Raw genomic sequence first — 24,640 nt, forward strand, 5'->3', positions numbered from 1 at the left:
GTCAAATCCAGCTATACTCATTGTCAATAAACGAATTCCCTAAAGGCTTGAAAGGAGCCTTTAGGCGATCCCGCTGACATGAGGATATCCACATGACCCAAGCCGCCGCAAGTGACCTGACCACTCAGCTTTCCAAACTGCGCGAGCAGGAGAAAACAAACCGAGAGGCCGAGATCCGCTTGCTTGCCGAGCAGGACAGTATCGAGCGTGAGCTCGCAGCGGCCCAGGCAGAGGCTATCGGCAAATTCGAGACAGCCGATCTTGGTAAGCTTCGCGGCCTTTATCAGCAGTACGTCGAACAGGACAAGCAGGCAGTTTCTGTGTTCGCTGATGTAGTAACCCGCCGAGCGGCCATGCTTGAAGACATTCAGCGGCGCCTTGCTGCCCATCGTGCTGGCCAGACACAAAAGGCTTGAATCCCATGAGCGCCATGAATCTCGAAGACCTTGCCCTGTCTGTCAGAAGGCTCGAACAGGCGGAAGTGGGCATGCAGGAAAGTGCCCGGATTGCTCAGCAGGACTTAGCTCGAATTGCTGTCGAAATGTCAGATACCGAGCGATTCCTGCTGCGCAAGGATGACATGCTCGCCGCCTTGAATCGTCTTCAGATCAAGGCTCAGGAAAAGAACAAAGGTCTTTTCGAGAACCTTTTGACCAATCTGATCCAGGAAGTCATTCCGGGTAAAAAAGATCAGGTTGTATTAACCAGCACGCTCAAAAACAACCGTGCCAATCTCGATTTTGACATCCTCTGCAATGGTGAGCTTGAGAACATCATCAAGGACAAGGGTGGCTCGATTGCCAATATCGTTGCCATGGGGCTTCGCTTCATCGTTCTGGCTCGGCATCCCAATCGTCGCATCCTCCTGCTTGATGAGGCCGACTGCCATCTCAAGAGTGAGTACATCCCTGCCTTCGCAGCTGTGATGCGTCAGCTGGCAGTAAAAATGGGTATTCAGGTTCTGTACATCAGTCATCACTCTGCCACCAATTTCGTGGGTTACGGGCGCGTGATCGATATCTATCGAGAGTCTGGCAAGACCCATTCGCGCGTGCTTCACGAAGAAAGCGATGAAGACAAGGCTATCGAGTCAATGAGTGCCTTCCGTTATATCCGACTTCGTGATTACGGCCCCCATGAAAACCTGCTCGTTGAGCTTTCTCCCGGCCTGAACGTCATCACGGGTGACGTAGACCTTGGCAAGAGCAAGGTGATTCAGGCTGTAGCGGATCTTCTTGAAAACAATGGAGAGGAGCGCCGAATCCGCCATAACCGCCCCTTCTTCAATGTCGAGATTGGCCTGGAAGAGGGTATGAGCCTGAGCTGGGATTATCAGCGCAAGGGCTCTAAGCGAACCCGTATGGTGCTCAAGGATGCGCAGGGTCAGGAGATCGAAACCTCTGACTCAGGTACTGGCGTGCCTGAGTGGCTGGATATGTATCTTTCGATGCCGCTGGTGAGCGGCGAGAGCATTCATGTTCACGATCAGAAACACCCGCATTACCTGCTGTCCGAGACCGAGTACACCTCCATCAAGCGGGCTGAAATGTTGCCGCTTGGTCGAGAGTCCAGGGATGTTCAGCGCATGATTCAGCTGTTTAACAGCAAGCTCGCTTCCGCCCGACAGGATTTCACCCGGCTGCAAAAAGAGCTCAATCAGGTCAAGAACACGCTGGCCATCCTGGCGCCCGTCCTCGATGAGCCGATGGATCTGGATGGTCTGCATGAAGGGATGGTGGGCATCCGTGCGATGGTGGCTGATCATGCGAAGCTGCAACAGAGCATTCAGCGTATCGAAAGCCTGGTGTCGATCTCCGAAGACATGAAGACACTGATGGGCGATCTCAAGGCGCAAGCGCCCGCTGACGTAGCGCTCAAGGCCACACCAGAGATGAGAAAGACCATTGTCGACTTGCAGTCAGCAAGTGCGCGCAGGGATATTCTGGCCGAACTTGCAGGCATCCCGAAGGCTGTTGATGCGCCAACGCTCAAGGATGTGGAAGGCGTGAAGTCAATTGGGATCCGCCTTGGCAGCCTAAGCAAGATTTCGGAAATGATGAAGGGCCTCAAAACACTTGAGAAGGCCCCAGTCATTGAGCTTAAGGCATCTGCTGAAATGGTTGCCACCCTGGCGAGTCTTGAGTCAAAAACCACCCGGCGCAAGGAGTTGGTTGATCAGCTTGGCATCTGCAAGCTGACGGCAGAAAAAGTCGCCTCGGCCAAGTCAGTCCTCTTTACCAAAATGGGTGGCATTTGCCCCACCTGCGAAAAACCACTGGAAGGTCACAACCATGATTGAATTCAGCCCCCAGAATGTCGATTTGCAGGTCGTCAGCGGCTTCAAGGGTATCCTGGTAATCGGGGATCCTCTTTTAGGCCCCCACAAGCGTGTTGGGCGTGTTGATGACGTCTGGCAGGCAGGCCTTGCCAAGCTCGAAAGTGCATTGGCGCTTGCTGAGTCCAATCAATGGATGCCGCTTATCGTTGGTGATGTGCTGCATGACGCGCGTGACATTGGTCAGCTACTTCCGCTGATCCAGCTACTCAAGGGCAAGCGAGCAGTGCTTCTGCCTCGCAATGCTCGATGGGCAGAGCGCAACCAGGGCCATTTGGCCGCCATTCTTCAAGCCTCGGGGGTGGCTTCTGTCGCAGGGTTCTCAGCCAAGAGATTCCAGATTCCGATTGCCCATGAAGGGGCCTGGATCAACCTGACGCTTGAGGCCAACACCTCGTGGGGCGGTCATGTTCGATTGGAGCCTGGCAGCAAGCCGAAAATGGTGATTCCTGAGTTGGGTCTGTCCATCGAGACGAGCTCGGGTCTTCCGACCATTGAAGGTGATGCAAAAGGTAGCCGGATCGAAGCAGGGCGCCTGCTGCGCCTTTCAAACGCAGAAGAGGGGCAGACTGTTTGCGTGTTTTCCTTGACGGTGGATGGTGTTCAGCAACACCAGCTTGAAATCACCCCTATCGTTTTCTCTGATAGCGCAAACAATGCGCTGGTCAAGAATATCGAGCTCAACCGCGATAGCCTGTTTGTAGACAAATTACGTGCTTCAACCGAAGAGGCTCTGGAGGAAGAGGGTAAGGGCAGCCTTGTTGCATTGATTGGAGACGTCTGCAAGGAGCTGGAGTCTGACAGCTGGATTGAGGAAACTCTTCTGTCACTCGCAAACGAAGTTGCAGCATGAATCGATGTCGAGGTGAAACCATGCACTACTTGAGCGCGGAATTTATGACGGCCAAAAGGCTCTCTCCAAAGCAGGTTCCAGCCAAAATCAAGGCGGGATGGGTGTGGAGGAAATTAGTTCCTGGCTTTGGTACGGCAGGTGGGGCAGGAAGCTATCGCCGAGCACTGGTATCACCGGATGGCGTTGTTGCGTTTGTCAGTGACAGGGCCCCTGGGATTGAATTGCTGGACACGTTGCCCGAGCTATTGGTTGACTATCACCTGGTAGCCTTGGAAGTGCCATATGAGCAGCGCGCTGAGGCATCGGCGAGAGGCGCGGTGTGGATTGGGCACAAGAAGGTCTGGGCATGCGCGCCTGATCGCTCCATCGAGTTTTCGCAGTGGATATCGGGCGAGCCGCTCATATTCGATCTAATGAGCGACTAGGCGGGTGCCTTCGCAAAAAATCGTCAAATTCGCCCGCTTGCGGGCGGCTTGTCTTAAGCTGATGACGTGTTGGCGAGTGGGTCGATGAATACTCCCACTCATCATGCTGCGCATGATAAGGGGTATCTGCTCTTCGTTCCCCAGAGGGTCGAGAGCGTCACCGGTATTCTCGGTGCTGCGCAGGAACTTTGGCCTTTCGCAGCCTGCTCATCCTTTCGGTGAGTCAGTTTTAACACCATGGCCCAGTATCGGGCCGCAATGTTGTAACTGGCATTCAGATCACAGTTGTATTTCTTGCCTGTGCTGAAGGTTGCCAGTTCGTACTGTTTAGGATCGCGCTTGAGTTTTCCAGATCCGTCATAGGCCCAGGAAGACGTTCCTCTGGCATACATGTACACCACTTTCCCGCCCATCTCGACAAACTTCATCTCGATCAGGTTGGCGAGCCTGCGGTGCAGCCATTGATGGAACTTTTGCTTCAGCGCTGAACGCTTGCGCCCGCCTTGCGGGCGCCAGCCTTTCAAGTGCTCCAGCACTATCGTGTCAGCCTGGTGTTCACGGGCAAAGTCGACCAGCTGACGGGAAGTCAGCTGCGCGATCTGCTCGTTAATATGCCGGGCCTTACGGTAATGGCCTTTGCAGAATCCCTTGCTCAGTACAGCGGTTTTACGCGCTTTTTGGCGAATGGTATTCGCCCGTTGGTTACGCCGGTCTATGTCGGCTGCGGGGTGGAAAAATCCACGCGCAGTCACAGTGCCGGATGAAGTCACCACGCTGGCCGTTGCCAGGGTGTTGATGCCGATATCCACCGCCAATACCCGTTGACGGTTGGTCAGACGTGCCGGTGTCAACGACACTGGCACCGAGAGATGAATCGATTTCCCGATGATCAGCGAAGGGGATTTTAATTCACCCTGGGTATGGCGCTGACGCGTTGCTTTAATAGGGATCTGGTGCCACAACCACTCTTTACCATCCCACAGCTTGAGTGAGGCAGTTTTGAACGTGTCGTCGAGCTTGTACAGCTGACCTCGGTACAACGCTGGATAACAGCCAGAAACGGGGTTGAATACAGGCGGCTTGGCGTGTGCATGCTTACGCTTACCATCGAGCCAATCGCTATAGCGGCTCATGTACGACGAGACCTGGCCATACGCAAAATTAATGGCAGCACGACGCAGATAAGATGGGAATTTGTAAAAGCGATTATTGAAATACTGATGCTTGGGCTGAGGGTTTTTCGTGGTCGGATGCATCAGCCGCTCAACGGCAGGCATGAACGCAGGCTCATTGGCCAACTTGGGCCAGTTGTTGAGGATGACAATGCACAGGGCGCGGCAATAAGCACGGTACTCATTGACCGTGAGCTGCGCCAATCTCTGCTGTTCGGCGGTGGCTTGAAGCGGCCACTTATCCGTGCGTATAATTGCCTTTGCCATAGTTGAATTATGGGTGGAGTGCGTGGAGATTTCAAGCCTTAAAACCGTCAATCACAGTGCTTACAGGCTCTATTACCATTTGGTGTTGGTAATGAAGTATCGGCACAAGTGCCTGAACTCAGCCATGCTAATGCGCATGGAGGAGTTATTTGGCGACCTGCTGGTCAAATGGGATGGTCGCCTGGTGGAATTTGGTGGTGAAGGTGACCACGTACACCTACTGTTCGAAACAGCGCCGACCACCAAATTGTCAGACCTGGTGAAGAACCTGAAATCGGTGACGGCACGCAAAATGCGGCAGGAGTTTGCGGAAGAGCTAGCGCCCTATTATTGGAAGCCCTATTTCTGGAATCACGCCTACGCGTTAATCAGTGTCGGCGGCAGAGCCAATATCGAAACCTTGCTGAAGTACATCGAAAACCAAGATGATCCTCGCAAGCTCGGATAGCGCCTAGACTAGCGTATCATGCTGCGCATGAAACGTAGTATGCGGCGCTAAAATCTTGATCAAAATCCCATCGCCATCGCATGGCCTTCCTGTTGAGGTTGTGCGCGCGTTTGCTGGCTCCTTCCAAGGTGCATCTCAAGGCACTTCCAGCCAGCATGCCGGGTATCGACCAATAACTGACTTTCATAACCTCGCATAAAAAATCCTTTATCCACCAGCCTTTCGGCGTTGACGAGCTGCTTGATGGGAACATCAACCGCCACCATGTTTACGCCGGAGCGCTGAGCGCCCTTTGCTTGACGGTGAATATGCTTGAACAAATCAAGCATGTCGGCAGAAGGTGTCTCCATCATGTCAGCATAGACTTTTAATCCCTGGTTCAGCGCGTCCTTTTCGTGGCGAGCAAAAACCCTGAAGACCAGGAAATCGTCAGGGTATGAGGGCGCAATGGGTTGCACCTCCCAGAGTTTAAGCTGTGGGTCAAAACCCACGTAGTACGTTTCTCTCATGTTGTTCTCACTTATGGAGTGCTTGGGCTTGGGCTTGCACCGCCAAAGAGGTTTTGCAGCATCTTGAGCAGCTCTGAAACCATTTTGGTTATGCTTTCCATTGCCTCCTTGCATTGGTTTGCAATCTCGGAAATGGCTTTGTTGTTCATAATTGAATCCCTGAACAGGCCTGCGGCTTTTTTCATTTCTCGCCCGATGCCCTTGAGTCGTTCAGAGGCGCCTGGTTTGTTTGGGTTTTGTGCAATATTGCTTACCTCGTCGCCGAGGTTGTCCAGCGATTTCTTGTAGTCATTCCAGCTACCTGGTTTTGCGTCCAGTCCTTCGCGCGCCTGCTTGGTGGCTTCAAGTGCATCATTACCCCCATTATAAATGGTGTCGCCTCCCTGCCAGGAGAATCCGATTGAGGGCATCCCACCACCGCCTCCGCCACGTCTTGGCTTTTTCTGAATGGGTAGTTCACCTGGCTTCTTGCCTTTCTTGAGCCGGCGATTGAAGTCATTCAGCGGGTTGCGTGGTCTATTGCGACGCCTGTGCTCTGGCCCATCGATATCCATTTCTGCCACGTCTCTTCCGAGTGGGGGCGTTATCTGTCCGGTATGCTCGTTGTATTCCCTTCGCGCCCTGTGAGCCCTCGCGCGCCGTGCTTCGTCTTCCGTTGGCTCATCGTCACGCGATGACTCCACCATGTGCTTGGCCTGCGCGATCTGCTGGTCAGACGTCAGCGCTGGCGCATGGAGCTTGAAGTCAATGATGTCCTCGTCAGGCTTCTGCTGCACTGCTGCCTGCTTGATGCTGTCGAGTATCGGCAGCACTTCGTCAGGATGAAATATCTCAACCTTTTCATTATTCAGGACGAGGTAGTAATTGCCTGTCCCATCGTTGAGCGGCTCGATTCTGGCTGGAAAGTTAAGCTTCTTAAGCAGGCCATCACTCATTTCATCGCGAACGGCTTCGGCAAAAAGAATTGGGATATCCTCCCTGCGCATGCGGGCCAGCTCGCCACGGTTGATACCTGACATGAAGTAGTCACGCAGGATCCAGTCCTGAATGGCGCAAAATCGCTCAGGGATCAGCGGCCACTGGTTCGCAAGAAAGTCGTCACGCAACATGGCGAAGCGGGCCTTATTGTACAGTTTTTTAGAAACCAGGTTTGGCCGCATTTTCTTGAGCTCATCCTCTGTGGGCTCATCGTTCGAACAGCTCTTGAAGCTGTCGTGTCCGATGTAAACCTTTGCCCAATGCGAATCATCACGCATGTGGCGATTCATTTCCATATCCCACGTCATGCCTCTTGAACCCATGTTTTCATCACAGGCGTGAAATGCCGCAGGGTCACTCAGAAACTCATGACTTACGTACTTCTCTTTGGCTATCGCCAATTTCTCACGCTCATCTTGTTTGAGCATTTCTATTTTTTGCAGGATGGTCTGCGATTCAAAACTGGATTCGAACTCATCATTGAACGCCTTGAGTTCATGATCGTTATCATCAAGGGTGATGTTATTCAGCTTGGCCTGCTCGATAGTTCGCTGGGTTTCCTCAGGGCTCATACCTTCGCTGCCGCACACCTTGTCAACCAGCTCAAAGAATCGCTCCGAGACCTCTGACTCCATGAACCGATCTTTCCACAACAGGTTGTGCTTGAATCGCAGCTCCTCGATGGTCTTTCGATTGTCAGGCACCTCGCCAGGCGCGGCCATCATTCTGGCCATGTGCTCGCGGCACTCTTCTTTTCTGTCCTGTGACCATGTTTCGAAATGCAGGTTATCCACCACATAAGGTGCGGAGTATTCCATGAGAAAATGACGCTTATTATCAATGTCGTAGACACCCTCGATTCCACAAAAGGCGAAAAATTCCTTTACCTTCAAAAAGTCGATGGTTGCAGCATCTTTGTTGACATGGTAGTCAAGATGATAAAACAGCTCGTTCTCTATTTCTTGTGGAAGATTTGCGCTATAAACCATGCGCTGAATCTGATCGTAGTAAACCTCCGTGGGGGCTTGCGGACTGCGCGCCAAAGCCTTTCCTGTATCATAATCGTAAAAGTCGCGAATATTTTCCTGGTCGAACTTGGCAATCCATTGATGAAAGAAGCGCTCGCGAATTGGGTTACCCTTCAGAATATCTCTGAAGGTAAAGTTAATGCCCAAGTCATACGAAGGGGATAGGTTGTAGCCCGAGTCGCTTGTAATTTTCTTTGCCATAATCACTTCCTAATTATTTATTATTATTGACACGGGCTCGGGCTTTGTTTCAACTTACTTTTTCGGATTATCAAGCTTGTTAGCCGCAATCATGAGCAAATGATGCTCAAGGGCAAGTGTCTGCTTGTAACGCTCAATGGCGCCGCTGAGTTGGACGGATCTCATGATGATTTTTTCGCGACTGGTTGCGCCCTCGCCAGGATTCTTCATGGCTATCTTTTGCATAAAGGATTCCTCGCTCTTGTCAAAGCTGCCATCTGGCATCAGGCGAACCTTTGATGCAATCTGCATTGCCCCGAGTCGGGATGGAAAGCCCTCCTTGACCGGTGCTTTCAGCGCAATATGCTTGGCGACCACCTGCGCGGACATCTCCTGGGCCAGCACCTTGCGCCTTTCCAGAACGCTCACCCGGTCAGTGGCCGGATCGTCACCGGATAGGTTGACGTAGGGTGGATACTCAAGAAAAAGGCGGCTCTTGGCGATATCTAGCTCTTCTGGGGTAAAGGTAAATGGAGAGCTGTCATGAATAAGAAATAGCTCAGGATTTGTAACCTGCTCGTCTCGACCAGCCGCAGTGTGAGCCTTTAGTTTTGCAAACTCGCCCAGGGTGTTCTTTTCAAACTCTTCAACAGCTAGCTGGGCAGCTGTTTTTACAGGTGTATTCGATTTTGATCCACCCGTGCTTTGAGCCAGACTCATTTCACCAATCTGATGGTCTTGTAGGGTCACGGCATCAACATAGCCTGATACGGATGAGTATATCTTCGTGCGCAAACTGTTTATTTGCGAGAAAATGCTCTGTTCTTTACATAGCGCATCCTCAAGACTTACGCTAACCAGCGTAGTGCTACAGGTCTCTGGTGCGGGCATTGAACGCTCCATCTGAAGAAGATTTTGAATATCTGTCTTTGCCTGGTTGATTCGAACTATTGCATTGTTTGCCGCGTTATTCATTTCATCCATCTTGTCAGCGGATGTTTGGTTGGCTAGCAGCATTTCTTTTTGAGACATCGCAAAATCAGCCGCATGCTGCATGGCGGATTCCATTCTCTGATAAACCTGCTTTGCGATTTTCAGTACATCGGTTTGTGGAAAGCCAAAGGCATGACTCTGACTGGTTACGCCCATGGTCAGGCAGATCACTGTGGCAATAACTGTCTTTCTAAACATATCAATCTCCCGGCAAATTCTCTTTGCGCGCTGCGATAAGTGAATCCGAAACGCCCCACATCCATGCCAGGTGTTTTTTGGCCTTGTTGGTCACTTCGGTAAAATCAATCTGAATCATGCGTCCTGGCCTATCAAGGGTTGAGAGGCGCTCAATAACCCTGACTTCGAATCGTGAGAAATCCATAACGTCATGCGTCTCAACGTAAATGGTGCGATCCTCCTCGGACATCTCTTCTATCTCTTCAAGAAGATCGCTAGAAGCCTCCTCCCAGGCTGAGGCCATGGCCTTGTCAATATCCTCAAGCATCGCATTGCGCCAGATGATCAGCTCATCCTGGCGCAGCGCTGGTGTCTTGGCGTGACGGATGTATTGCGCTGCCATGCGGCTTACGCGCTGCTTCAGCTCAACCATGCCTTCATCGACATACCCCATGTACATCTCATCAGCCGTGTCTTCGAAGTAGGCAAGAGTGGGCTGGTCACTCAAGCTATTGTAATTTTCACCATTCATCAGACTCAGGGCGATTTCCTTGTAGGCCATCTCTGCAATCTTGAGACAGTGGGGTAGTGCACTGGAAAACAAGTTCTCGCGGTCTGAAACCTGGGATCGCTTACTCCAGCTAAACGCGACTTCCTTTGCTAGCAAAATGGCGATTCTTTGCAGCTCAAGCATGACTTCTGAAGGCTGGTGCCCGCACCACATGCCATCTAGCGACTGATAATACTTAAGCGTTGCCGTGAAAAGAGAAAGCTTGACGCTGAGCCATCCGTCTCCCGTCCCGCTATCGGATCCTGAGTTTTCGAAATCCTTGCTTTGCGCCGCCCAGTTTCTGGCAACATCAATCAGGCCATCGAGCTCGTCAATGGAGTAGTGCTCGTAGAGTTCGGCAAGATTTTTTGCCAGGGATCGGCGCTGATAACGCAGCATGATGTCCTGCGTATTGGCGTTATTGATTTCCAGGCACTTCTCAACCAGGCTCAGATGCTTTCCGCATAGGGTTCCAACATTTTGCCTTATGTCAGCTTCAGGCACATCGGGGTTTCTTGACTTTTCACCCAGGTAAATAGGCGCAGCTTCGCTCATCGCTTGCAGAAAGCCTTGCAGTGAGCGATAGAATTGGATCCGGCTCCCGCCTTGATCGGAGGAGGGTGCAGGAGTGGGTTCGGACTTGCTTGTCCTTTCGCTGTCTTGAGCGGGTGCCTGGCTGGCGAAAACGTGATTCGGCCTTACGGGACGGTTGATCGTCTCGCGCGCTGGTGCCTTTGGCTCTTCGAACGGGTCATCATCAAACAGCGAATCGAAGTCATCGTCATCCAAGTCGTCATCATCGTCTTCTTCAAGGGCGTCTACGATGTCGAGCGCATCGTCATCATCGAGAATGCCTCGCACACTTCTGTTATCACGTGTTGTCGACATCGTAGCCCGCCTCTTTTATTGCCGCATTTCTTTCTTTCGCCAATTGTTTGCGCAGCATAATGTCCCTGAGCAATTCGTCTGCCTTGGCTCGCGCCTTGTTGAGCGCCTTGATTGGTGCATCTTCCAGCAGCAGGCCCTGAAGATCGTTGATGGCAATCATCTCTGGACTCATCAGTGGCAAGCCCATTCCGTTTTCGAATTTCGGGCCATTGCGATACAGATTGTGCATGATGAAGGCATGGGGTTTGATTCGGACAACCTGCATCTCCTTGTCAATTTCCAGTGTATCGGAAATGGCTGATTCGAGAATCAGCTCCCTATGCCCAACAGTCATGTCATCAAGGGTTGCAACCTCCAGTTCGCGAGATTCCTGGATATTCTTGTCCAGCATCTGGTTTTGCATAAGGTCATCGAAATGATCAATGATTATTCCTGTTGGGGTTTCGTTATTGACCACATAGCACGCATTCGGGAAAAGTCGCACGCCAAAAATCAGAATGGATGTCTCTTCGGCCTTCATTGCCATGCGCGCCAACAGCACGTAGGGATGTGTGATAAGGTCAATCGGATGCCGTTCACCCTCGACTTCTAAGGAGAACTGGCTGAGCCCAAGTCGAGAGATCGCGTTATTGAACGCTCCCTGGATTTCTTCGATACGCTCGATGGTTATAGTTCTTTGGGTCATGCCGACACCTTGCATTGTTGTTTTTTTAATCATATTATTGACAAAGCATTTTAACAAGAAGAAAACATCAATGTCTTCATCTAAGAACAAGAATAACCCCTTTGCGGGGGAGACGCCGGAAGAAACGCTGCTTATCAACCTTGGTCATGAAATCATGAATTTCAGGCCGGGATTTCCAAAGAGCTCGCTTAAGCACACATTTATACTTAGTCTTTACGGCTCAGCGATGTTTGGGCTCATGCCTAAGGACGGCCAGGTATACCTTGGCATTCCAAAGAGGTTCTATGAGCGATTCAGGGCAGCCAAATGGCTTTTTGCCTCCAGGATCAAAGGGCAGCCGGGTCTTTTTCTGGTGATGCAAATAGGCAATGGGTCAAATTCCCAGCCCATTGCCATCAGGATATTTGTGAGAAGCCGTCGCTTGAGCGCCATGAGCGATAGTCTGACAAGCCTAAGGGCTGTACCAATGAGTCGCGAAGGCATTACCCGAGAAGATGACCTTCTTCAGGGGTTCAACCTCAGATATGTTGTGAGTGACGAATATACCTGGGAAAACCAAAATAAAAAGAATGATTTCTAAGGTGAAATATGACTAATTTAATTATAGGGCTTATTGCAATTGCGCTAAGTATTCTAATTGGCGTTGTAACGATGAGCTATTTGGGTGAGGAGTCCTCGAACAAGGGCGCAAAAGCTGAGTTCATGAAATACATGAACGAATCTCAGCAGATCGCTGGAGCCATCACAATCTATAAGAATGATGGTAATTTCATTACCAAGGAATTCAAGCTACAGGATTTGCAGCGTGACAAATACTTGTCGTCCATTCCAAAGGGTGATTGGCGTATCGAGCCATTTAAAGTTTTCACCCCTGTAAACATCAACATTTGTTATGAGACAAATAAAGAACTGGGTGAAACCTACGAAATAACGGACACGGATATTTATATCGATCCAGAATACCCAACAAAGCCGATCCCTTATTGCAGCAAGGAAGGTCTGGCCAATGCCACCATCTGCTGCTACTCGCCCGAGATTGAAGCGCCTGAGGCTAGCACTGGGACGTAACCGGCACCTTGAAGGATTCTTCAGATCCCCCAATGTTGGCAACGTAAAATGCGGTTCCAGACTGAATCGCATCAGCCAGTATTGTAGGGATGGTGAATGTTATTGACTGAGTCCGGCTTGTTATAGTGATTTGATTATCTTCAGCATGCGCGCTAAGTGGCGCATCTTCGCAATCGAAGTACGAGGTTATCAGGCCGCAGATGGGTGTATCGTCATCAGGATGACTCCCAACGAAAGTAAGCGTGGCTTTCTGGGGGCGATTCATGGAAACCTCATTTGAACGTAGCCATTGGGACGCTGCATACTAACAAGAAAGAGCATTCCATGAAAACATTTGATCTTATTAAGAACGCATATATTCTCCAGAGTGGCGAATCTTCTGCACAAGAGCCAGCGGTGCAAGGCCTGATTGCCAAGGCTCGTGGATTGTCAATTAGTCGATCAATTATGTATACCGCGTCTTACTTCTTGGCAAAAAGAGACCCGATCAGCAAATCGTTTCTTACCGAAAGACCGGCTCCTACGCTAAAAGAAGCCTTGTCTAGCGCCTCTCAGCTAACAAGAAACTTGAATAATCGTTTTGGTCGATCTGGGCTAGTAATTCTAAATGCCGATGATGAAGAATTCCTAAAGACAATGGCCAGGATTCCAGAGCCCTATTTCAAAAACACTTTGATGGGCTTTGAGGGTTATATTCGGCCAATCAAAAAAGCACACGAAAGCGCCTTGATTGGCGCCCTCCAGGATTCACTTGCCAAACTTGGTCGCCTTGTCCTTCATTATGGCGCATCACTTGATACCTTCATTCGCTCGGGGCATGGTGACCAGTACAACAGCTACTCTCGGGTGGCGTTCAGCCACAACATTATGACCAATGATGAGCCTGTTGCCTATTTTCTGAACAACAAAGAGCAATATGGCGTATCTGTAATTAACCTTTGTGAGAAAGGCGGAAATAAAGCCTCCAACATCCATTCCTTCCCTTTTGCTCAAACACTGAGCGAGCAAAAATGGTTTTATATTTTCTCTCATGAGCTTGGACATTGTTTAACCCCGCTTCCTGACTACAAGGCTATCGAGGGTGAGTGCCTGGCTGATCACCAGATGAGTAAGGGGTGGATTCTTGAGTGCTTTGCCGACACTTTTTCGGCTTGCCTGTGCGCCAAGTTGACTGGAAACTGGGATCTTCTGCGAACAACCATTCTGCCATTGAGGGCTTACGCAGAAAATGAGCACAACACCTTTTCGGTTTTGGAGCCCCTGCTTAAAGAAGATCCTATGCTGTTCATGCAAGTCGATGAGTCGAGGCTATTTGAGGTCGTTGACGGGTTAACCAGGCGCAATGTTCAAGCCTACCTGGACAAGGGGCTGGTCTCTCAAGATCATGCAGCATCCCGTTATGCGGCAAGTCTTATGCGAGGAGACGCTGAGCATGCAGTGTCTGATCTCGATCCGGAAACCTATCGGAATTTATTGAATAGAACCCAGTCTGTTATCGACGCGGTTGCGATTGAGTCAGTTGCTTCTGAGCGCGTAGACATCAAGGCGCTTGACGCCATCGTCACATGGGTATCGAAGATCGGTCAGGAGAAGGTGGCGGCGCAGCTATCTCAGGCTCGCACTCTAGGTAAGGAGGGCATGAAGTCTCATCTGCTCTCTTTTGCAAGCAAAGACTCACTGCATCTGGCGAATCGCGTCGCCAGCAATGAGTTTCAATTGGCAGACTATGTCCAGGGTTTGAAGGACGATTCACCAATGAATGCATCACCTGATGGTGGTTTAGAAATGGCTGAGATCGGAATGGAATATGAGAAAGAGGTTTATTGCCCTCGACAGTGACTGGCGAGGGCATAAACGTTCTACTTATGACTCAAGAAGCTCCATTGCTTCATCAAGAGACCTGGCGGCTTGCTTAAGACTCTCGGAGGCGCTCCGGATTTTGAGAGCCATCTCGCTTATGTTCGCCTGCTGGTTCGATTGCTGCTCATTAAGCTGGCGCTGAACCAGTTTTTTGACCAGCGATGAAATTTGCTCCATCACAGCTGAATCATTCAAGCCGCCAAAGCTCTGCTCTGACTCATCCTGGGCGTACTCCTCACGCACCACAACCGGCTCAGGAAGAATGTCGTGAGATGGCTCAGGGTGTTTCTTGGCCACCTTCTCAACGGGAGCGGGCTCTACTTTACGTTCGAGAACCTCAGGCTCTTTCGCAGCCACCTGGTCGGCTTTTGGAGACTCTGCCTCCTGCTTCTGTAGTGGTGCCTCCACTTTTGCTTGAACCGCTGGCTCTGCCTTTGGCGGCTCGGTTTGCGCCTCGGGCTTAGGCTCAGCGAGGATCTGCTTTGCCTTTTCTTCGTCTTTGAGCTCAGGGTATTTCTTCAGCACGTTATCGTGATTCAACATGAACACATACTGATCAATGATGTAGGTTGATTCAACCAGATCCTGGCTCTTGAGCGCCTCGATGTCCTCCTCGCACTTACCAAACGTGGCGTTAAGGTCATCCATGGATCGAGCCTGCAAGCGCAGGAAGGCAAGGATTTTCAGCTCGTTACTGTACTCAGCGGCATTTGACACAAGGTTTTGTGTCGGGACACTCTTAGGCTCGGTTTGCGCTTTCGGTGCATCGGCTGGCTTGTGTGCAGCCTTTGTGTTTTCTGTGCTTACGCGCTTGGTGACGTTCAGGCGAGAGACATTCGGAGGAAGGTTGGCCTGATCCTGCTTTTTGGCTTGAGGTTCAGCATCAACCACGTGCGAGTCGACCAGCTTGAAAAGCGGGATGCCCTGAGTGTTGTCAATCTCTTTGGATAGAATCCCTCGGTTAAGCATGCTGCCTATAACCGGATTTAGCGTATGACGCAAAACACCCAGGTTGTTGGCAATAGCATCAATGCTTAACGCAGCATGATTGCTGCTGATAACACTGATGACCTCATTATCGGTCACTGAATTCTTCATGATCTAACTCCATATCCTGTTTACAGAGCGGCGCGAAACGTCTTCGTGCCATGAATATGGAGCAAATCACGCAGGTTTTCAAGTGCTGGAAAGCTTATTTCGCAGCTTCAACCTTCTTTTTATTCTTTTTCTTGCCCATTAGCCGCTGACGGTTCTGCAAAACGACAGCCACAAACCCCTCTTCAGGCACCTGGGTTCGCAATTGCGGGTTCAATTCCTTATAAAGCTCTTTGGCAAAAGCGGTCATGCCTTCATCTGACTCAAGCGCGGTTGCAACCTGATCTTTGCTTCTCTTTTTTACAAGCCGTGAAACCTCTGGAACAAGCTTGGCGGCCAGCATTAGGTTGGAACCGCGCCCACCGAGGAATTTGATAGTACTCATAACGCCCATGGAAAACTCCTGTCCTAAATTGGGTTAGAAGAGTATGTTCACAGACGCTTATGATGTCAATATAAACTAATCAAAACTAAACGAAGGTGGTTCGTTTCCGATATCCTGCTCTTTGTGCGCCTCAGCATGATCATTGTTCAATTTCTCGGGCTGCTGGGGCGTGACACTCGGCTTAACGTCGGTCGTTTCGCGAAGCGGCTTTTGACGCAGGAGCTGCCAAGCAAGCGACAGTCTGTCGGCCACTGACCTCTTTGCTCCGTCAGCAATTAACGCCTGTTCCACCTTTTGTGCGACGCCATTTTTCAGAAGCTCCGGGCAGCGCTCGTTGACCTTGTGCAGCATGAGTTTCCCTCGACCATTGACCTGGCCATTTTCATCAAGGTAGTTCTTTGCGGCTTTGCCAGCTATCTGGCTTATCGTTGAGGGCCTGCCCAGGCCCATCTCGATCATCCGCTTTGCTGCGGTCAATGCAGGACTGTCCTTCCACATTCTGACCCTTGTGGATTCGAAATTTGGCTTTTTCTTGGTAATAACCCTTGCTCTTGGAAGTATCGCGCCATCTTCACTGCGAACCCTTTCAATCGAGAGGTGAGGAATGAAATTCTTTACGACCTTCGCCCACTGCTGAGAGGCCTGATCATTGCCAAATTTTCCCCGCTCAAGCTTGAGCGTGGTGGTGGGGCTGCCTATATGCGCACAATGTCTGGAAATCGTGGCTAAAACCGCATCCTCGGTACTTAGGTGCTCGGATGAGATCGTCCTGGACGCCATGTAGTCGGTTAGGGGAGTCAGAGCCTCGTGCGCATCGAAGGATCTTTCGCAGGCCTCGTTTTGCCTTTTCTCCAGATGATCCAAGGAGAATGGGATGCCCTGCGCCTCGGCCATTCGTTTAGCCCATTTTGTGGAGATTTCTCCCATTCGCCTGCTGTCAGTTCTTGGATAGGATAGTCTTCCCTCCATGTAGTTGGACTGTAGAGATGCCATGATTTCATCAATGGGCTTATTTATTTCGTTTGAGCAGAGCAATATAGCCTCTGGCCCGGTTAAGGGCTTCTTTTCCTCGGTGACGGTTTCAACACTCTCAAGGATTGGCTCGACCGGCTTTAGGTCACTCAGGATAGAGCACAGGATCTGAGCCTGGGAGCCAAGATGACTCGGTAGCGAAAAAACCGCTTTCCATCCATCTTTCAAGTCGCACTCGACTCGGGTTGTTATCGCAGGCTGCTCCAAAAGACTCTGCACCAGCGGAGAAACCACGCGCCCCATGCTCATTCGAAAGTGATCTTCTTCAGAAATGAGCTGATAGCCAAGGTGGCGATCAAATAATCGCCTGGCAATCGCTGAGAACACACGGTTGGTGTCAATAGCCCTCCTGGCTTGGGTCGCTTCACTGACGTGCTCGGCAGTAAACCCCATAAGGTAGGCACGCGAGAAAGCAACCCCTGGTCGTGCGAATGCCTTGACGAAGTGGTGTGCTATCAACTCGCCCTCAAGATCTGCGTCTGTTGCAATGACAATCTCAGATGCATTTCGAGTGAGATCCATCAGTTGATTGATCTGCTCCTTGCGAAGAGGCTCCCACCTGATGGTATTTAAGTCTTTCAGAATCTCGTTGCTAACCCTGTGCAGGTCGTCCGCCAGATCATAAAGTCGACCATGGGTTGCCAGCACCCTATCGGAAGGGTGCCCGGCATCAGCCAGCGCACGCTTGAGTGACTTGACTTTACCAGCCGCCTCTATGATCCATATTCTGCTCATGCTTAATAGGGTACGTAGCTAGGCGTTGCGCCCTGGGCTGCCTGATTGGTTTTTTGCTGAAGGATCGTGGAGAGATCCACTTCATTATTAAGCACATTTGTACCAATGGCATCCTGTGCAGTTTTGTTAATGGTTCCCACAGCTTGATCCATTTTGTTTCTGGCCTCAGTGTTTACAGCATCAACCATGCCACCAAACACGGTTTTCGCAAGGTTACAGAGGTTCAAGCCATCTCCAACTTTTGCCCCGAACGTTGGAAGCCCAGGCATCTGAAGGCCAATGTCGCACCCTGCGTCAGGATTGACATAAATAAAAGGACTATTGGCTTTAACGCTGGTATCAACACCCGCGCACACTGTTCCTAGACCCTTGTTGAAGATTCGGTTGCTGGCCTCATTGATTGCATTTCGGCATGTTCCCGCCTGCGAATAGTCGGCTACGAATGGAAGTGCTAATAGCACAGATAGGGCAAGAATTTTTTTCATGGTAAATACCTCAAGCTGATTTAAGCGGCCACTGAGAAAACAGGCCAATAATTTTACGTGTTCGCATGACGGTTGCCATCCGCTCAACCATGGCTTTGGCCATTCCATAATATTCATGGTCAGGAATATTATTGGTGATGTTTACCGCTTCCAGGTAACAAAGTGCTCCCCATCCAATCGGGCTTTCGCCTGCCTGGTGGTTGAGCCAATGAATAGCGAAAATACACTGTCTGAATGGCATGCTGGCCAGAAGAGGAATCAGCTTGACCAGTACGCTCTGGCTGCCTTCATCGACAGGAAGCCCGGCGACTCGTGGCAGGGCTTCAGCCATTTTCACGAACAATTCAGGAAATTCTGTGTATTGATAAGACCAGCGCTCTTTGTTCTCAAACATATCGAGACAAGCCCTGGCATCAGGCTGCATCTCCTCCCAGAAAGCATTTTGAGCCTCTGGGGTAAATAGCAGCGCATCAACAGGCGGCGTATTCAAAAGGGGCGTCCTCATTTTGTTTTTTATATATTGACCGATTGACGCAAAAATTGCTAGCCCGTATCATCGAGTTATAGAACAATAATTGCCGGTGTTACGCATGAGCGCATTGACCTTTTCAAGCAATCCAGCTTTCCCGTTCACTCTGGAAGAATCATTATCGAGAGGTGCGTCTTATCAACGGACGTCGCCAGGTATCGATGTGATCGCACATACCGTATCCAGTCTTAAGCGATATTTCGAGATCGAGCATCGACAGTCATTGGGTCGAAATCGAGACCATGCGCCATCGCCAAGCCCAAAATTCTGATTCAGAGGTTCATATGAGGCCATTTATAAAAAGCAAACTTGCCGCAGCCACAAGCGCCCTGGCGTTATCTGTCGCTCTGCTAGGGTCTGCCACCCTTTTCACGCAAAGAGCCGAGGCGCAAATCCCTGTAACGGATGCAGGCTCTCTAATGCAGATGATTCAGGACGGCATCATGCGCGCCATGGAGTCTGAGATCATGCAGACCATTGAGGAAACCAAGCTTGATCTTATGTCACTGTTTTCCGAGCTCGAAATCGACAACGTCAATAATGCCATTGGCAACATGATCGTTCGTACCGGCAAGGCCATGCAGGACATCCAGAACACTGAGCAGCTTGAAAAATCCATGCCTGCACAAGACGTCTGCGACACGCTAAGCATGGCGGCCAACCTTGATGATCTTCTGTGTGGGATGGAGTCTCAATCCTATGCGGAAAACGTCAAAAAGGCTGGTGCACGAGCTATGGCAAGCGGCAAGTCAACCGTTGTATGCCCGCCTGGCGTCACGGATACCAAGCTTTGCACCGTTGTTAACAGGGCGCCAAGCGTAGAAGAGGTATCCAAATACAATGCGACCAAATCAAGCGAAATCGTCAACAAATGTAAGGCGATTGCAGATGCGGTAGGCAGCGATGCCTGTTCAGATCCAAGTATTTTGATATCGCCTCCGCCTCAAGGGGCTACCGATCAGCAATACATGGCAATGAAAAAGCAAATCGAGTTAGCAGTCAATCCAATCATCAAGGCCCCATACGCCGACAACACCATGGATAGCCTGAAGGGTACTGCTGCGCACGACAAGGCGCTGGTAATTGACCAGAGGGCTACAAATTTCAGGGCTGGAATCGAGAGTGCCTTGAACCACAATTTGATGCTTCAGCACGGCACCTACAACGAGGCGACCAAAGAGCGCGCGCCTGGTGAAGTCTTCTTGCTGGATAAATACCTCGCTGAGCGCCTCGGTAGCGAGAACTGGATGTGTGAGGTGACCAACACCTGTAAGGGTGGTGACAAGGCGCCCTATGTTGCCCCAGCCGAACTTGAGAAGCGCAAAATTCAGATGGATGCAGTCATGCTGTACATCAATTTGCAGCAATATAAATCTTCACTGAGGATTGAGAAGACGCTGGCTGATATCGCGCTACTGGAGCTTGATCATCCGACAAAATAATCTACAATAAAGACCAATCAAAAATAACAATAAGAAAGGCAGTATGAAAAAGATCGCTTTCAGCATCGGGGCAATGCTGCTCTTTGCAGCAACCCCATCCTTTGCCGACACGGTAGATGTTGCCGCTAATTTCACTCAAATGATTGATGTGGCACGCGTCTTTGCCGTGTTCATCGGCTTTCTGCTGTTTGCCAATGCTCTGTACGGATTTTATACCTGGTCTAAAACAGGTGGCTCCCAAGGATCTACGCCTGGCAAAAGTGTCACCAAACTCATCATTGGTTCGATGCTCGTAATTACGCCCTGGGTTTATGAATTTTTCAAGGCGAGCCTTGGTGTAGAAACGAATAGCACATCAGTCAGTGGTGACAGTACTCGCATGATCTTGGCTATCGACGCCAACCTTGGCTCTGACGTTGCGGCTGCGGCAGGAAAGGGATTTCTGGCCTTCATGCCATCTGGAACGCTGAAAGCCATCATTGCCTTTGTCATGTTCATTGGGTTTGTTGCATTCGTTTCAGGCATTTACACCCTAAAAGATGCTCATGATCCACATGGTGGTGGTAAAGCACCATTCCTTGCGCCCGCTCTAAAAATTCTGGGCGGGATTGTTTGCATGAACCTCATGTGGTTCAGCTGTTTTGTTTCCGCCCTTATCGGTATTTCAATGCTTTGCATTAAGTGAGTCAGCATGATTAGTCAATTTATACAAGTGCTAAAAAGTTCCGTGAGACCAGTCTACCGATGGGGATCTCTTGTTCAAAGCATAAAACATGGAAGGGAAGGGGCGGAGCCTCTTGTTGTCGTTGGTGAAGACACGGATAGAAAGGAATTTTCGGTTCGTTACCGAAACGTAAGATTCACAGCCTGCGTGTCGATGCTGTGTTCATTTCTATCACTATTATTTCTAGCGTTTGCAAGCAACATGAATGAATTCATATTCTGCTTGTCGGGAGTGGTTTTATTTGGCCTGTTCTATATCAGGTATTCAATGCTCCTATGGGTTTCAAGAAAATGCTGGAACAACTGGGACAAGAGGCACAATAAAATTAGTATTAATGGAAAAACATTCTTCCGGGTAGTGGCTAACAACCCTGAAGAGTTGCTTCCATTACCGTTATCGGCCATTGGGGGCGAAAAAAGATGAGATATATAAAAGGCCTATTATTAGCCTGGGTAGCTGTTATGACATTGGGCATGGCTAACATTGCCATGGCGCAGTCTACAGCGCCCTCTGACGCTCAGGCAAAAAGCTACCTGAATGAAATTCTGGCAATTGAATACCGAGACACTGATCTTGCCCATGCAAGTTTTGGGAGACTGTTCGGTACATTCATCTTCAAGCCATTTGGAGGGGTTGAGCAAAGCACGTCGCCAACTGTGCTTGCCCATGTGCTTGGCTATACCAACGTAATCGCCATGATCCTGGGCAGCGTGATCATGGGTTACGTCATTCTGGGCGGTGCTGTAAACACGGCTGCCTCTGGTGAGTTGCTGGGTAGAAGCTGGTCAAGCGTTTGGCTTCCAATGCGGACAACCATCGCGTTCGGCGCCATCATGCCGGCCTCGGATGGGGAGAGTGTGTTTTCGGTGGCGCAAAGTCTTGTTATCTGGATGGTAATCCTTGGCTCAAACTCAGGAACCTGGATATGGGAGAAAGGCGCTGCTGAACTTAAGGTAGGGGGTGCGGTAATCAGCGGTACATCCTTCTATGACGCCGAGCAGTATCGAAAGGTTGTGGAGGTTATGAATTGCGCGATTGCTCGCCGTAATATGTATATCGACGTGGGAGATAGTGATGAGGTTGCCTATGGGATTGGTATGGCATCGTCTCCTTCCGGGTTTAAACAGGTAGACATTACTGCTGACGGAATTACTAACTTACCTGGCGACTTTATTAAAGTTGATTTCTATGATTGTGGAACCATCACCTCACCACTGAATACGAGCGCAAATCGAAGTGAGGGTGAGGCGACAGATAATGCAGCGACTTCCACAGGCGAATCATTTTGGTTCAGTCGGACGCCGACAGAATGGGAACGCAAGGTTGTAAGTGACTTCAGGTCAAAGATTAAAACAGCCCTGCCTATCTACTTAAACGCGACGGCTTCAGCGATCCATTCGCTTCATTCTTCAGGTTTTAGCGCTAAATCTATTGACGCTGTACTGACCGAAACGGCTGAGAAAAGAGGCGAAAAGGGCAAAGAAATAATCAAAGATCTAAATGAAATGGCAATTGCCTATAGGAGTCTTGAGGACAGTTACACCAAATACTACGAAGACGTATCCAAATCCATTTCAGAAAATAAAGCGGCGCAGAAGTATTTTGAGGATCAGTTGAAAACTGGCGGATGGATGCGTGCCGGTGCATGGTTCTTTGAAGCATCGCGCTTCCAGGGCTTATCCATGACATTGATGAGTGAAGTTGGGAACGTCGGCGCATTGTCTTCTAATAAGGGCGTTGGGTTGGTTTGTAACTTCTCGGAAAACGCGCCTGGAATCTTTTTTGTTCAAAAATATGTAGCAAAGAAACTGGGTGGCTGCGAAGAAAAAATGCAAAAGCTTGCGGAGCATTTGGCCCTTCTTCCTGCGGTTGAGAAATATGCACAGAAGCATGGTGTTCAATCCAGCGGTGCGATTTCTTCAACAGTTGGAAAGGCTGTCAAAATATCAGGGAAAACGGAAACAGGGGATCTCGATCCAAAGATCATCAACACACTGGCAATGAGTGGCGGACAAGTTGTCATGAATGCCCTGGCCTGGCTCGGTTGTGACAACGCAACAGGTGGTGGAAATGTCACAAAGTGTACAGCCATGACGACAGACACGTCTGGCATGACATCGCCATTCACGATGCTCTCATCAATTGGTCATGGTTTGATTCAGCTTTCCACGACCATGTGGTGGATCTGTCTTGGTCTTGTCGCTGTGGCTGGTGGAGTAGGCGGCTCCGTATTGTCATTGGGTGGAGGTGGTGCGGTAAGCGCTGCTGGCTACTACATAGTTGCTAGTGTAACGGCGGCACTTGGAGGATTCATCGCCATGGGCTTCATGTTTGCCTATGTGCTGCCGTTCATGCCAGTTATGGCCTGGATCATGATCATCATCGGCTATCTGATTACGGTTGTGGAGGCCGTCGCTGCGGCACCCCTCGCAGTCATCATGATGGCCACACCTGAAGGAGAAGGGTTGAGTGGGGCAAACATGCAAAGGGCGATTCAGCTGATCAATGCGATCATTCTCAAGCCATCCTTGGCGATTGTGGGATTGTTCGCGGCGATGACGATGGGCTATGTGGCCTTTGCATTGATTAACAACCTTTTCTGGACGGTTGCGTCGATGCAGAACAGCGGGGCCATGATTGGCTTCCTTGCCACCATGAGCATCTACACAGCACTCTGCTACAAATGCGTTCAGGCCATGATTGATATCATGCATAGAATCCCTAACGATATTCTTGAGTGGATGGCTGGTGGTGTGTCTCGCGAGTTTGGCTCAAACATCTCCGAAAGCATCAATGGAATGCGCGGTGTTGGTCAAGGTGTTGGTGAAGTAGGTGCCGCATCGGCAGGAAGCAAAGTGCTGAACGCGCTACAGCGCGAAAAGATGGCCAGAGGAAATGATGACGACAAGGACAAGGGCGGCGATAAAAGCCCTAGCCCTAAGGGAGGCACCAACTAAAGGTTGATGTCTGACCATCAAAAGACCCCGGATCTCTCCGGGGTCTTTTTTTTGCCATTGCATGGATTGCCTTCATAGCCCTCTTCGAGCGAATGAGGCATCGGCAGGCCACAGCCATCTGCCTTCACTGCCGCTCTGCCAGGAGTGATCTGAACCATTCGGCTTTCGCTGTTAACGCCGAATCTTCAGCGGCGGCAAACCAGGTGATAGCCCTCTTCGAGTGAAGGAGAAGTGTCTCGACAAGGTTTGCAGGCCGTGCACAATCGCCATGAAGAGCTAGCCCTCTTCGAGCGAATGATGTGCGCACCGCACAGGATCCAGGATACTCAGGTACAAAAAACCCCGGACTAGCCGGGGTTCTTTATGTGGATCGCCTTAAGCGTATTCGGCTGCTCTTCTGCGCGCCAGGTTAGGCAGCTTGGGCGCCCTGGTGGTGAAGAAGAACAGGACAAGCATCAGGAAAACCAAGTCCTTATCAATCATCAGGCCGAACAGGTAGGCGTTTGCGGTAAATCCTGCTGGCATCAGGTAGCCGATTGCGGCAGGGATCAGTGTAATCGCTTTGCAGAGCGCATAGAGATCCATGGACATGTAGATCATGGACGGGTACTTGACCACAAAGTTGGTGAGCATGGTGTGCGTTTGCCCAAACGACTCCCCATTGAAAAAGATCCCGGCGTATACCGCAAGCGGCAGAATGACCAACTGAATGATTCGCCACACAAGAGTATTGATCTTTTTCATGACTTCACCTTTTTATGCGAGAGTTTCGCTTCCATGGCCTCATTATAGTAACCTTTGACGTCTTGTCAATACTAGGTTAACGGATTCTGCTTGATT

24 protein-coding genes are annotated in these 24,640 nt (G+C 50.3%); 12 read left to right on the forward strand and 12 right to left on the reverse strand.

All coding sequences use genetic code 11. The features are described from left to right. Positions 1-92: 92 nt before the first annotated feature. Genes P5704_026020 through P5704_026035 form a run of 4 tightly spaced genes read left to right on the forward strand, consistent with a single transcriptional unit; the run spans position 93 to position 3,613 of the window. Entirely contained in the window at positions 93-416 is a 324-nt protein-coding gene (locus tag P5704_026020; GenBank protein ID WOF81354.1) for a hypothetical protein, read from the forward strand. 5 nt (positions 417-421) lie between these two features. Then, on the forward strand, positions 422-2,299 hold the full coding sequence (locus tag P5704_026025; GenBank protein WOF81355.1) for a DNA repair ATPase-like protein: 1,878 nt from the start codon (positions 422-424) through the stop codon (positions 2,297-2,299). Further along, on the forward strand, positions 2,292-3,188 hold the full coding sequence (locus P5704_026030; protein ID WOF81356.1) for a hypothetical protein: 897 nt from the start codon (positions 2,292-2,294) through the stop codon (positions 3,186-3,188). The genes P5704_026025 and P5704_026030 overlap by 8 nt, the downstream gene beginning before the upstream one ends. A gap of 20 nt (positions 3,189-3,208) precedes the next feature. Beyond that, complete coding sequence (locus P5704_026035; GenBank protein ID WOF81357.1) at positions 3,209-3,613, forward strand: hypothetical protein; 405 nt, start codon at positions 3,209-3,211, stop codon at positions 3,611-3,613. 101 nt (positions 3,614-3,714) lie between these two features. On the opposite strand, the gene P5704_026040 is transcribed toward P5704_026035, so the two are convergent. After that, positions 3,715-5,052: a transposase gene (locus P5704_026040; GenBank protein ID WOF81358.1), complete on the reverse strand. Its 1,338-nt coding sequence runs from the start codon at positions 5,050-5,052 to the stop codon at positions 3,715-3,717. Between the two features lie 22 nt (positions 5,053-5,074). On the opposite strand from P5704_026040, the gene tnpA reads away from it, so the two are divergent. After that, on the forward strand, positions 5,075-5,500 hold the full coding sequence (gene tnpA / locus P5704_026045; GenBank protein ID WOF81359.1) for an IS200/IS605 family transposase: 426 nt from the start codon (positions 5,075-5,077) through the stop codon (positions 5,498-5,500). A 59-nt stretch (positions 5,501-5,559) separates the two neighbouring features. On the opposite strand, the gene P5704_026050 is transcribed toward tnpA, so the two are convergent. Genes P5704_026050 through P5704_026070 form a run of 5 tightly spaced genes read right to left on the reverse strand, consistent with a single transcriptional unit; the run spans position 5,560 to position 11,578 of the window. Beyond that, positions 5,560-6,009 carry a hypothetical protein gene (locus P5704_026050; protein ID WOF81360.1) on the reverse strand — a complete coding sequence of 150 codons (450 nt, stop codon included), beginning with the start codon at positions 6,007-6,009 and terminating at the stop codon, positions 5,560-5,562. Positions 6,010-6,020: 11 nt separating this feature from the next. Next, entirely contained in the window at positions 6,021-8,216 is a 2,196-nt protein-coding gene (locus tag P5704_026055; protein ID WOF81361.1) for a hypothetical protein, read from the reverse strand. 54 nt (positions 8,217-8,270) lie between these two features. Further along, positions 8,271-9,386 carry a hypothetical protein gene (locus tag P5704_026060; GenBank protein WOF81362.1) on the reverse strand — a complete coding sequence of 372 codons (1,116 nt, stop codon included), beginning with the start codon at positions 9,384-9,386 and terminating at the stop codon, positions 8,271-8,273. Position 9,387: 1 nt separating this feature from the next. Then, entirely contained in the window at positions 9,388-10,803 is a 1,416-nt protein-coding gene (locus tag P5704_026065) for a hypothetical protein (protein ID WOF81363.1), read from the reverse strand. Beyond that, positions 10,787-11,578 carry a hypothetical protein gene (locus P5704_026070; protein ID WOF81364.1) on the reverse strand — a complete coding sequence of 264 codons (792 nt, stop codon included), beginning with the start codon at positions 11,576-11,578 and terminating at the stop codon, positions 10,787-10,789. The genes P5704_026065 and P5704_026070 overlap by 17 nt, the downstream gene beginning before the upstream one ends. Here P5704_026070 and P5704_026075 point away from each other — a divergent pair. From P5704_026075 to P5704_026085, 3 genes are all read left to right on the forward strand, one after another. Further along, the gene (locus P5704_026075; GenBank protein ID WOF81365.1) at positions 11,559-12,068 is read left to right on the forward strand and encodes a hypothetical protein; all 510 of its coding nucleotides are present in this window, start codon (positions 11,559-11,561) and stop codon (positions 12,066-12,068) included. The two genes, P5704_026070 and P5704_026075, sit on opposite strands and share 20 nt — an antisense overlap. A gap of 8 nt (positions 12,069-12,076) precedes the next feature. Continuing rightward, positions 12,077-12,556: a hypothetical protein gene (locus P5704_026080; protein WOF81366.1), complete on the forward strand. Its 480-nt coding sequence runs from the start codon at positions 12,077-12,079 to the stop codon at positions 12,554-12,556. Between the two features lie 324 nt (positions 12,557-12,880). Continuing rightward, positions 12,881-14,395, forward strand: a complete 1,515-nt coding sequence (locus P5704_026085) for a hypothetical protein (GenBank protein ID WOF81367.1) — start codon at positions 12,881-12,883, stop codon at positions 14,393-14,395. Between the two features lie 24 nt (positions 14,396-14,419). Here P5704_026085 and P5704_026090 read toward each other — a convergent pair whose 3' ends face one another. From P5704_026090 to P5704_026110, 5 genes are all read right to left on the reverse strand, one after another. Next, positions 14,420-15,514 (reverse strand): hypothetical protein, encoded by a 1,095-nt coding sequence (locus P5704_026090; GenBank protein WOF81368.1) that lies wholly within the window; start codon positions 15,512-15,514, stop codon positions 14,420-14,422. Between the two features lie 94 nt (positions 15,515-15,608). After that, a complete protein-coding gene (locus tag P5704_026095) occupies positions 15,609-15,905 on the reverse strand; it encodes a hypothetical protein (protein ID WOF81369.1) in 297 nt (98 codons plus the stop codon). Positions 15,906-15,971: 66 nt separating this feature from the next. Next, on the reverse strand, positions 15,972-17,663 hold the full coding sequence (locus P5704_026100; protein WOF81370.1) for a DNA topoisomerase: 1,692 nt from the start codon (positions 17,661-17,663) through the stop codon (positions 15,972-15,974). A 2-nt stretch (positions 17,664-17,665) separates the two neighbouring features. Continuing rightward, a complete protein-coding gene (locus P5704_026105) occupies positions 17,666-18,148 on the reverse strand; it encodes a hypothetical protein (protein WOF81371.1) in 483 nt (160 codons plus the stop codon). A 10-nt stretch (positions 18,149-18,158) separates the two neighbouring features. Beyond that, a complete protein-coding gene (locus P5704_026110; GenBank protein WOF81372.1) occupies positions 18,159-18,638 on the reverse strand; it encodes a hypothetical protein in 480 nt (159 codons plus the stop codon). Positions 18,639-18,919: 281 nt separating this feature from the next. Here P5704_026110 and P5704_026115 point away from each other — a divergent pair, with 281 nt between their 5' ends. From P5704_026115 to P5704_026130, 4 genes are read left to right on the forward strand one after another with little or no spacing between them, the layout of a single operon-like run. Next, positions 18,920-20,119 carry a hypothetical protein gene (locus tag P5704_026115; protein WOF81373.1) on the forward strand — a complete coding sequence of 400 codons (1,200 nt, stop codon included), beginning with the start codon at positions 18,920-18,922 and terminating at the stop codon, positions 20,117-20,119. Between the two features lie 43 nt (positions 20,120-20,162). Then, positions 20,163-20,804 (forward strand): hypothetical protein, encoded by a 642-nt coding sequence (locus P5704_026120; protein WOF81374.1) that lies wholly within the window; start codon positions 20,163-20,165, stop codon positions 20,802-20,804. 6 nt (positions 20,805-20,810) lie between these two features. After that, positions 20,811-21,266: a hypothetical protein gene (locus P5704_026125; protein ID WOF81375.1), complete on the forward strand. Its 456-nt coding sequence runs from the start codon at positions 20,811-20,813 to the stop codon at positions 21,264-21,266. A 50-nt stretch (positions 21,267-21,316) separates the two neighbouring features. Beyond that, the gene (locus P5704_026130) at positions 21,317-23,800 is read left to right on the forward strand and encodes a DotA/TraY family protein (GenBank protein WOF81376.1); all 2,484 of its coding nucleotides are present in this window, start codon (positions 21,317-21,319) and stop codon (positions 23,798-23,800) included. A gap of 375 nt (positions 23,801-24,175) precedes the next feature. Here the strand turns inward: P5704_026130 and P5704_026135 are convergent, their stop codons facing one another. Then, positions 24,176-24,544, reverse strand: a complete 369-nt coding sequence (locus P5704_026135; GenBank protein ID WOF81377.1) for a hypothetical protein — start codon at positions 24,542-24,544, stop codon at positions 24,176-24,178. Positions 24,545-24,640 lie beyond the last annotated feature (96 nt).

The sequence above is a fragment of the Pseudomonas sp. FeN3W genome, assembly GCA_030263805.2.
GTDB lineage: Bacteria > Pseudomonadota > Gammaproteobacteria > Pseudomonadales > Pseudomonadaceae > Stutzerimonas > Stutzerimonas stutzeri_G.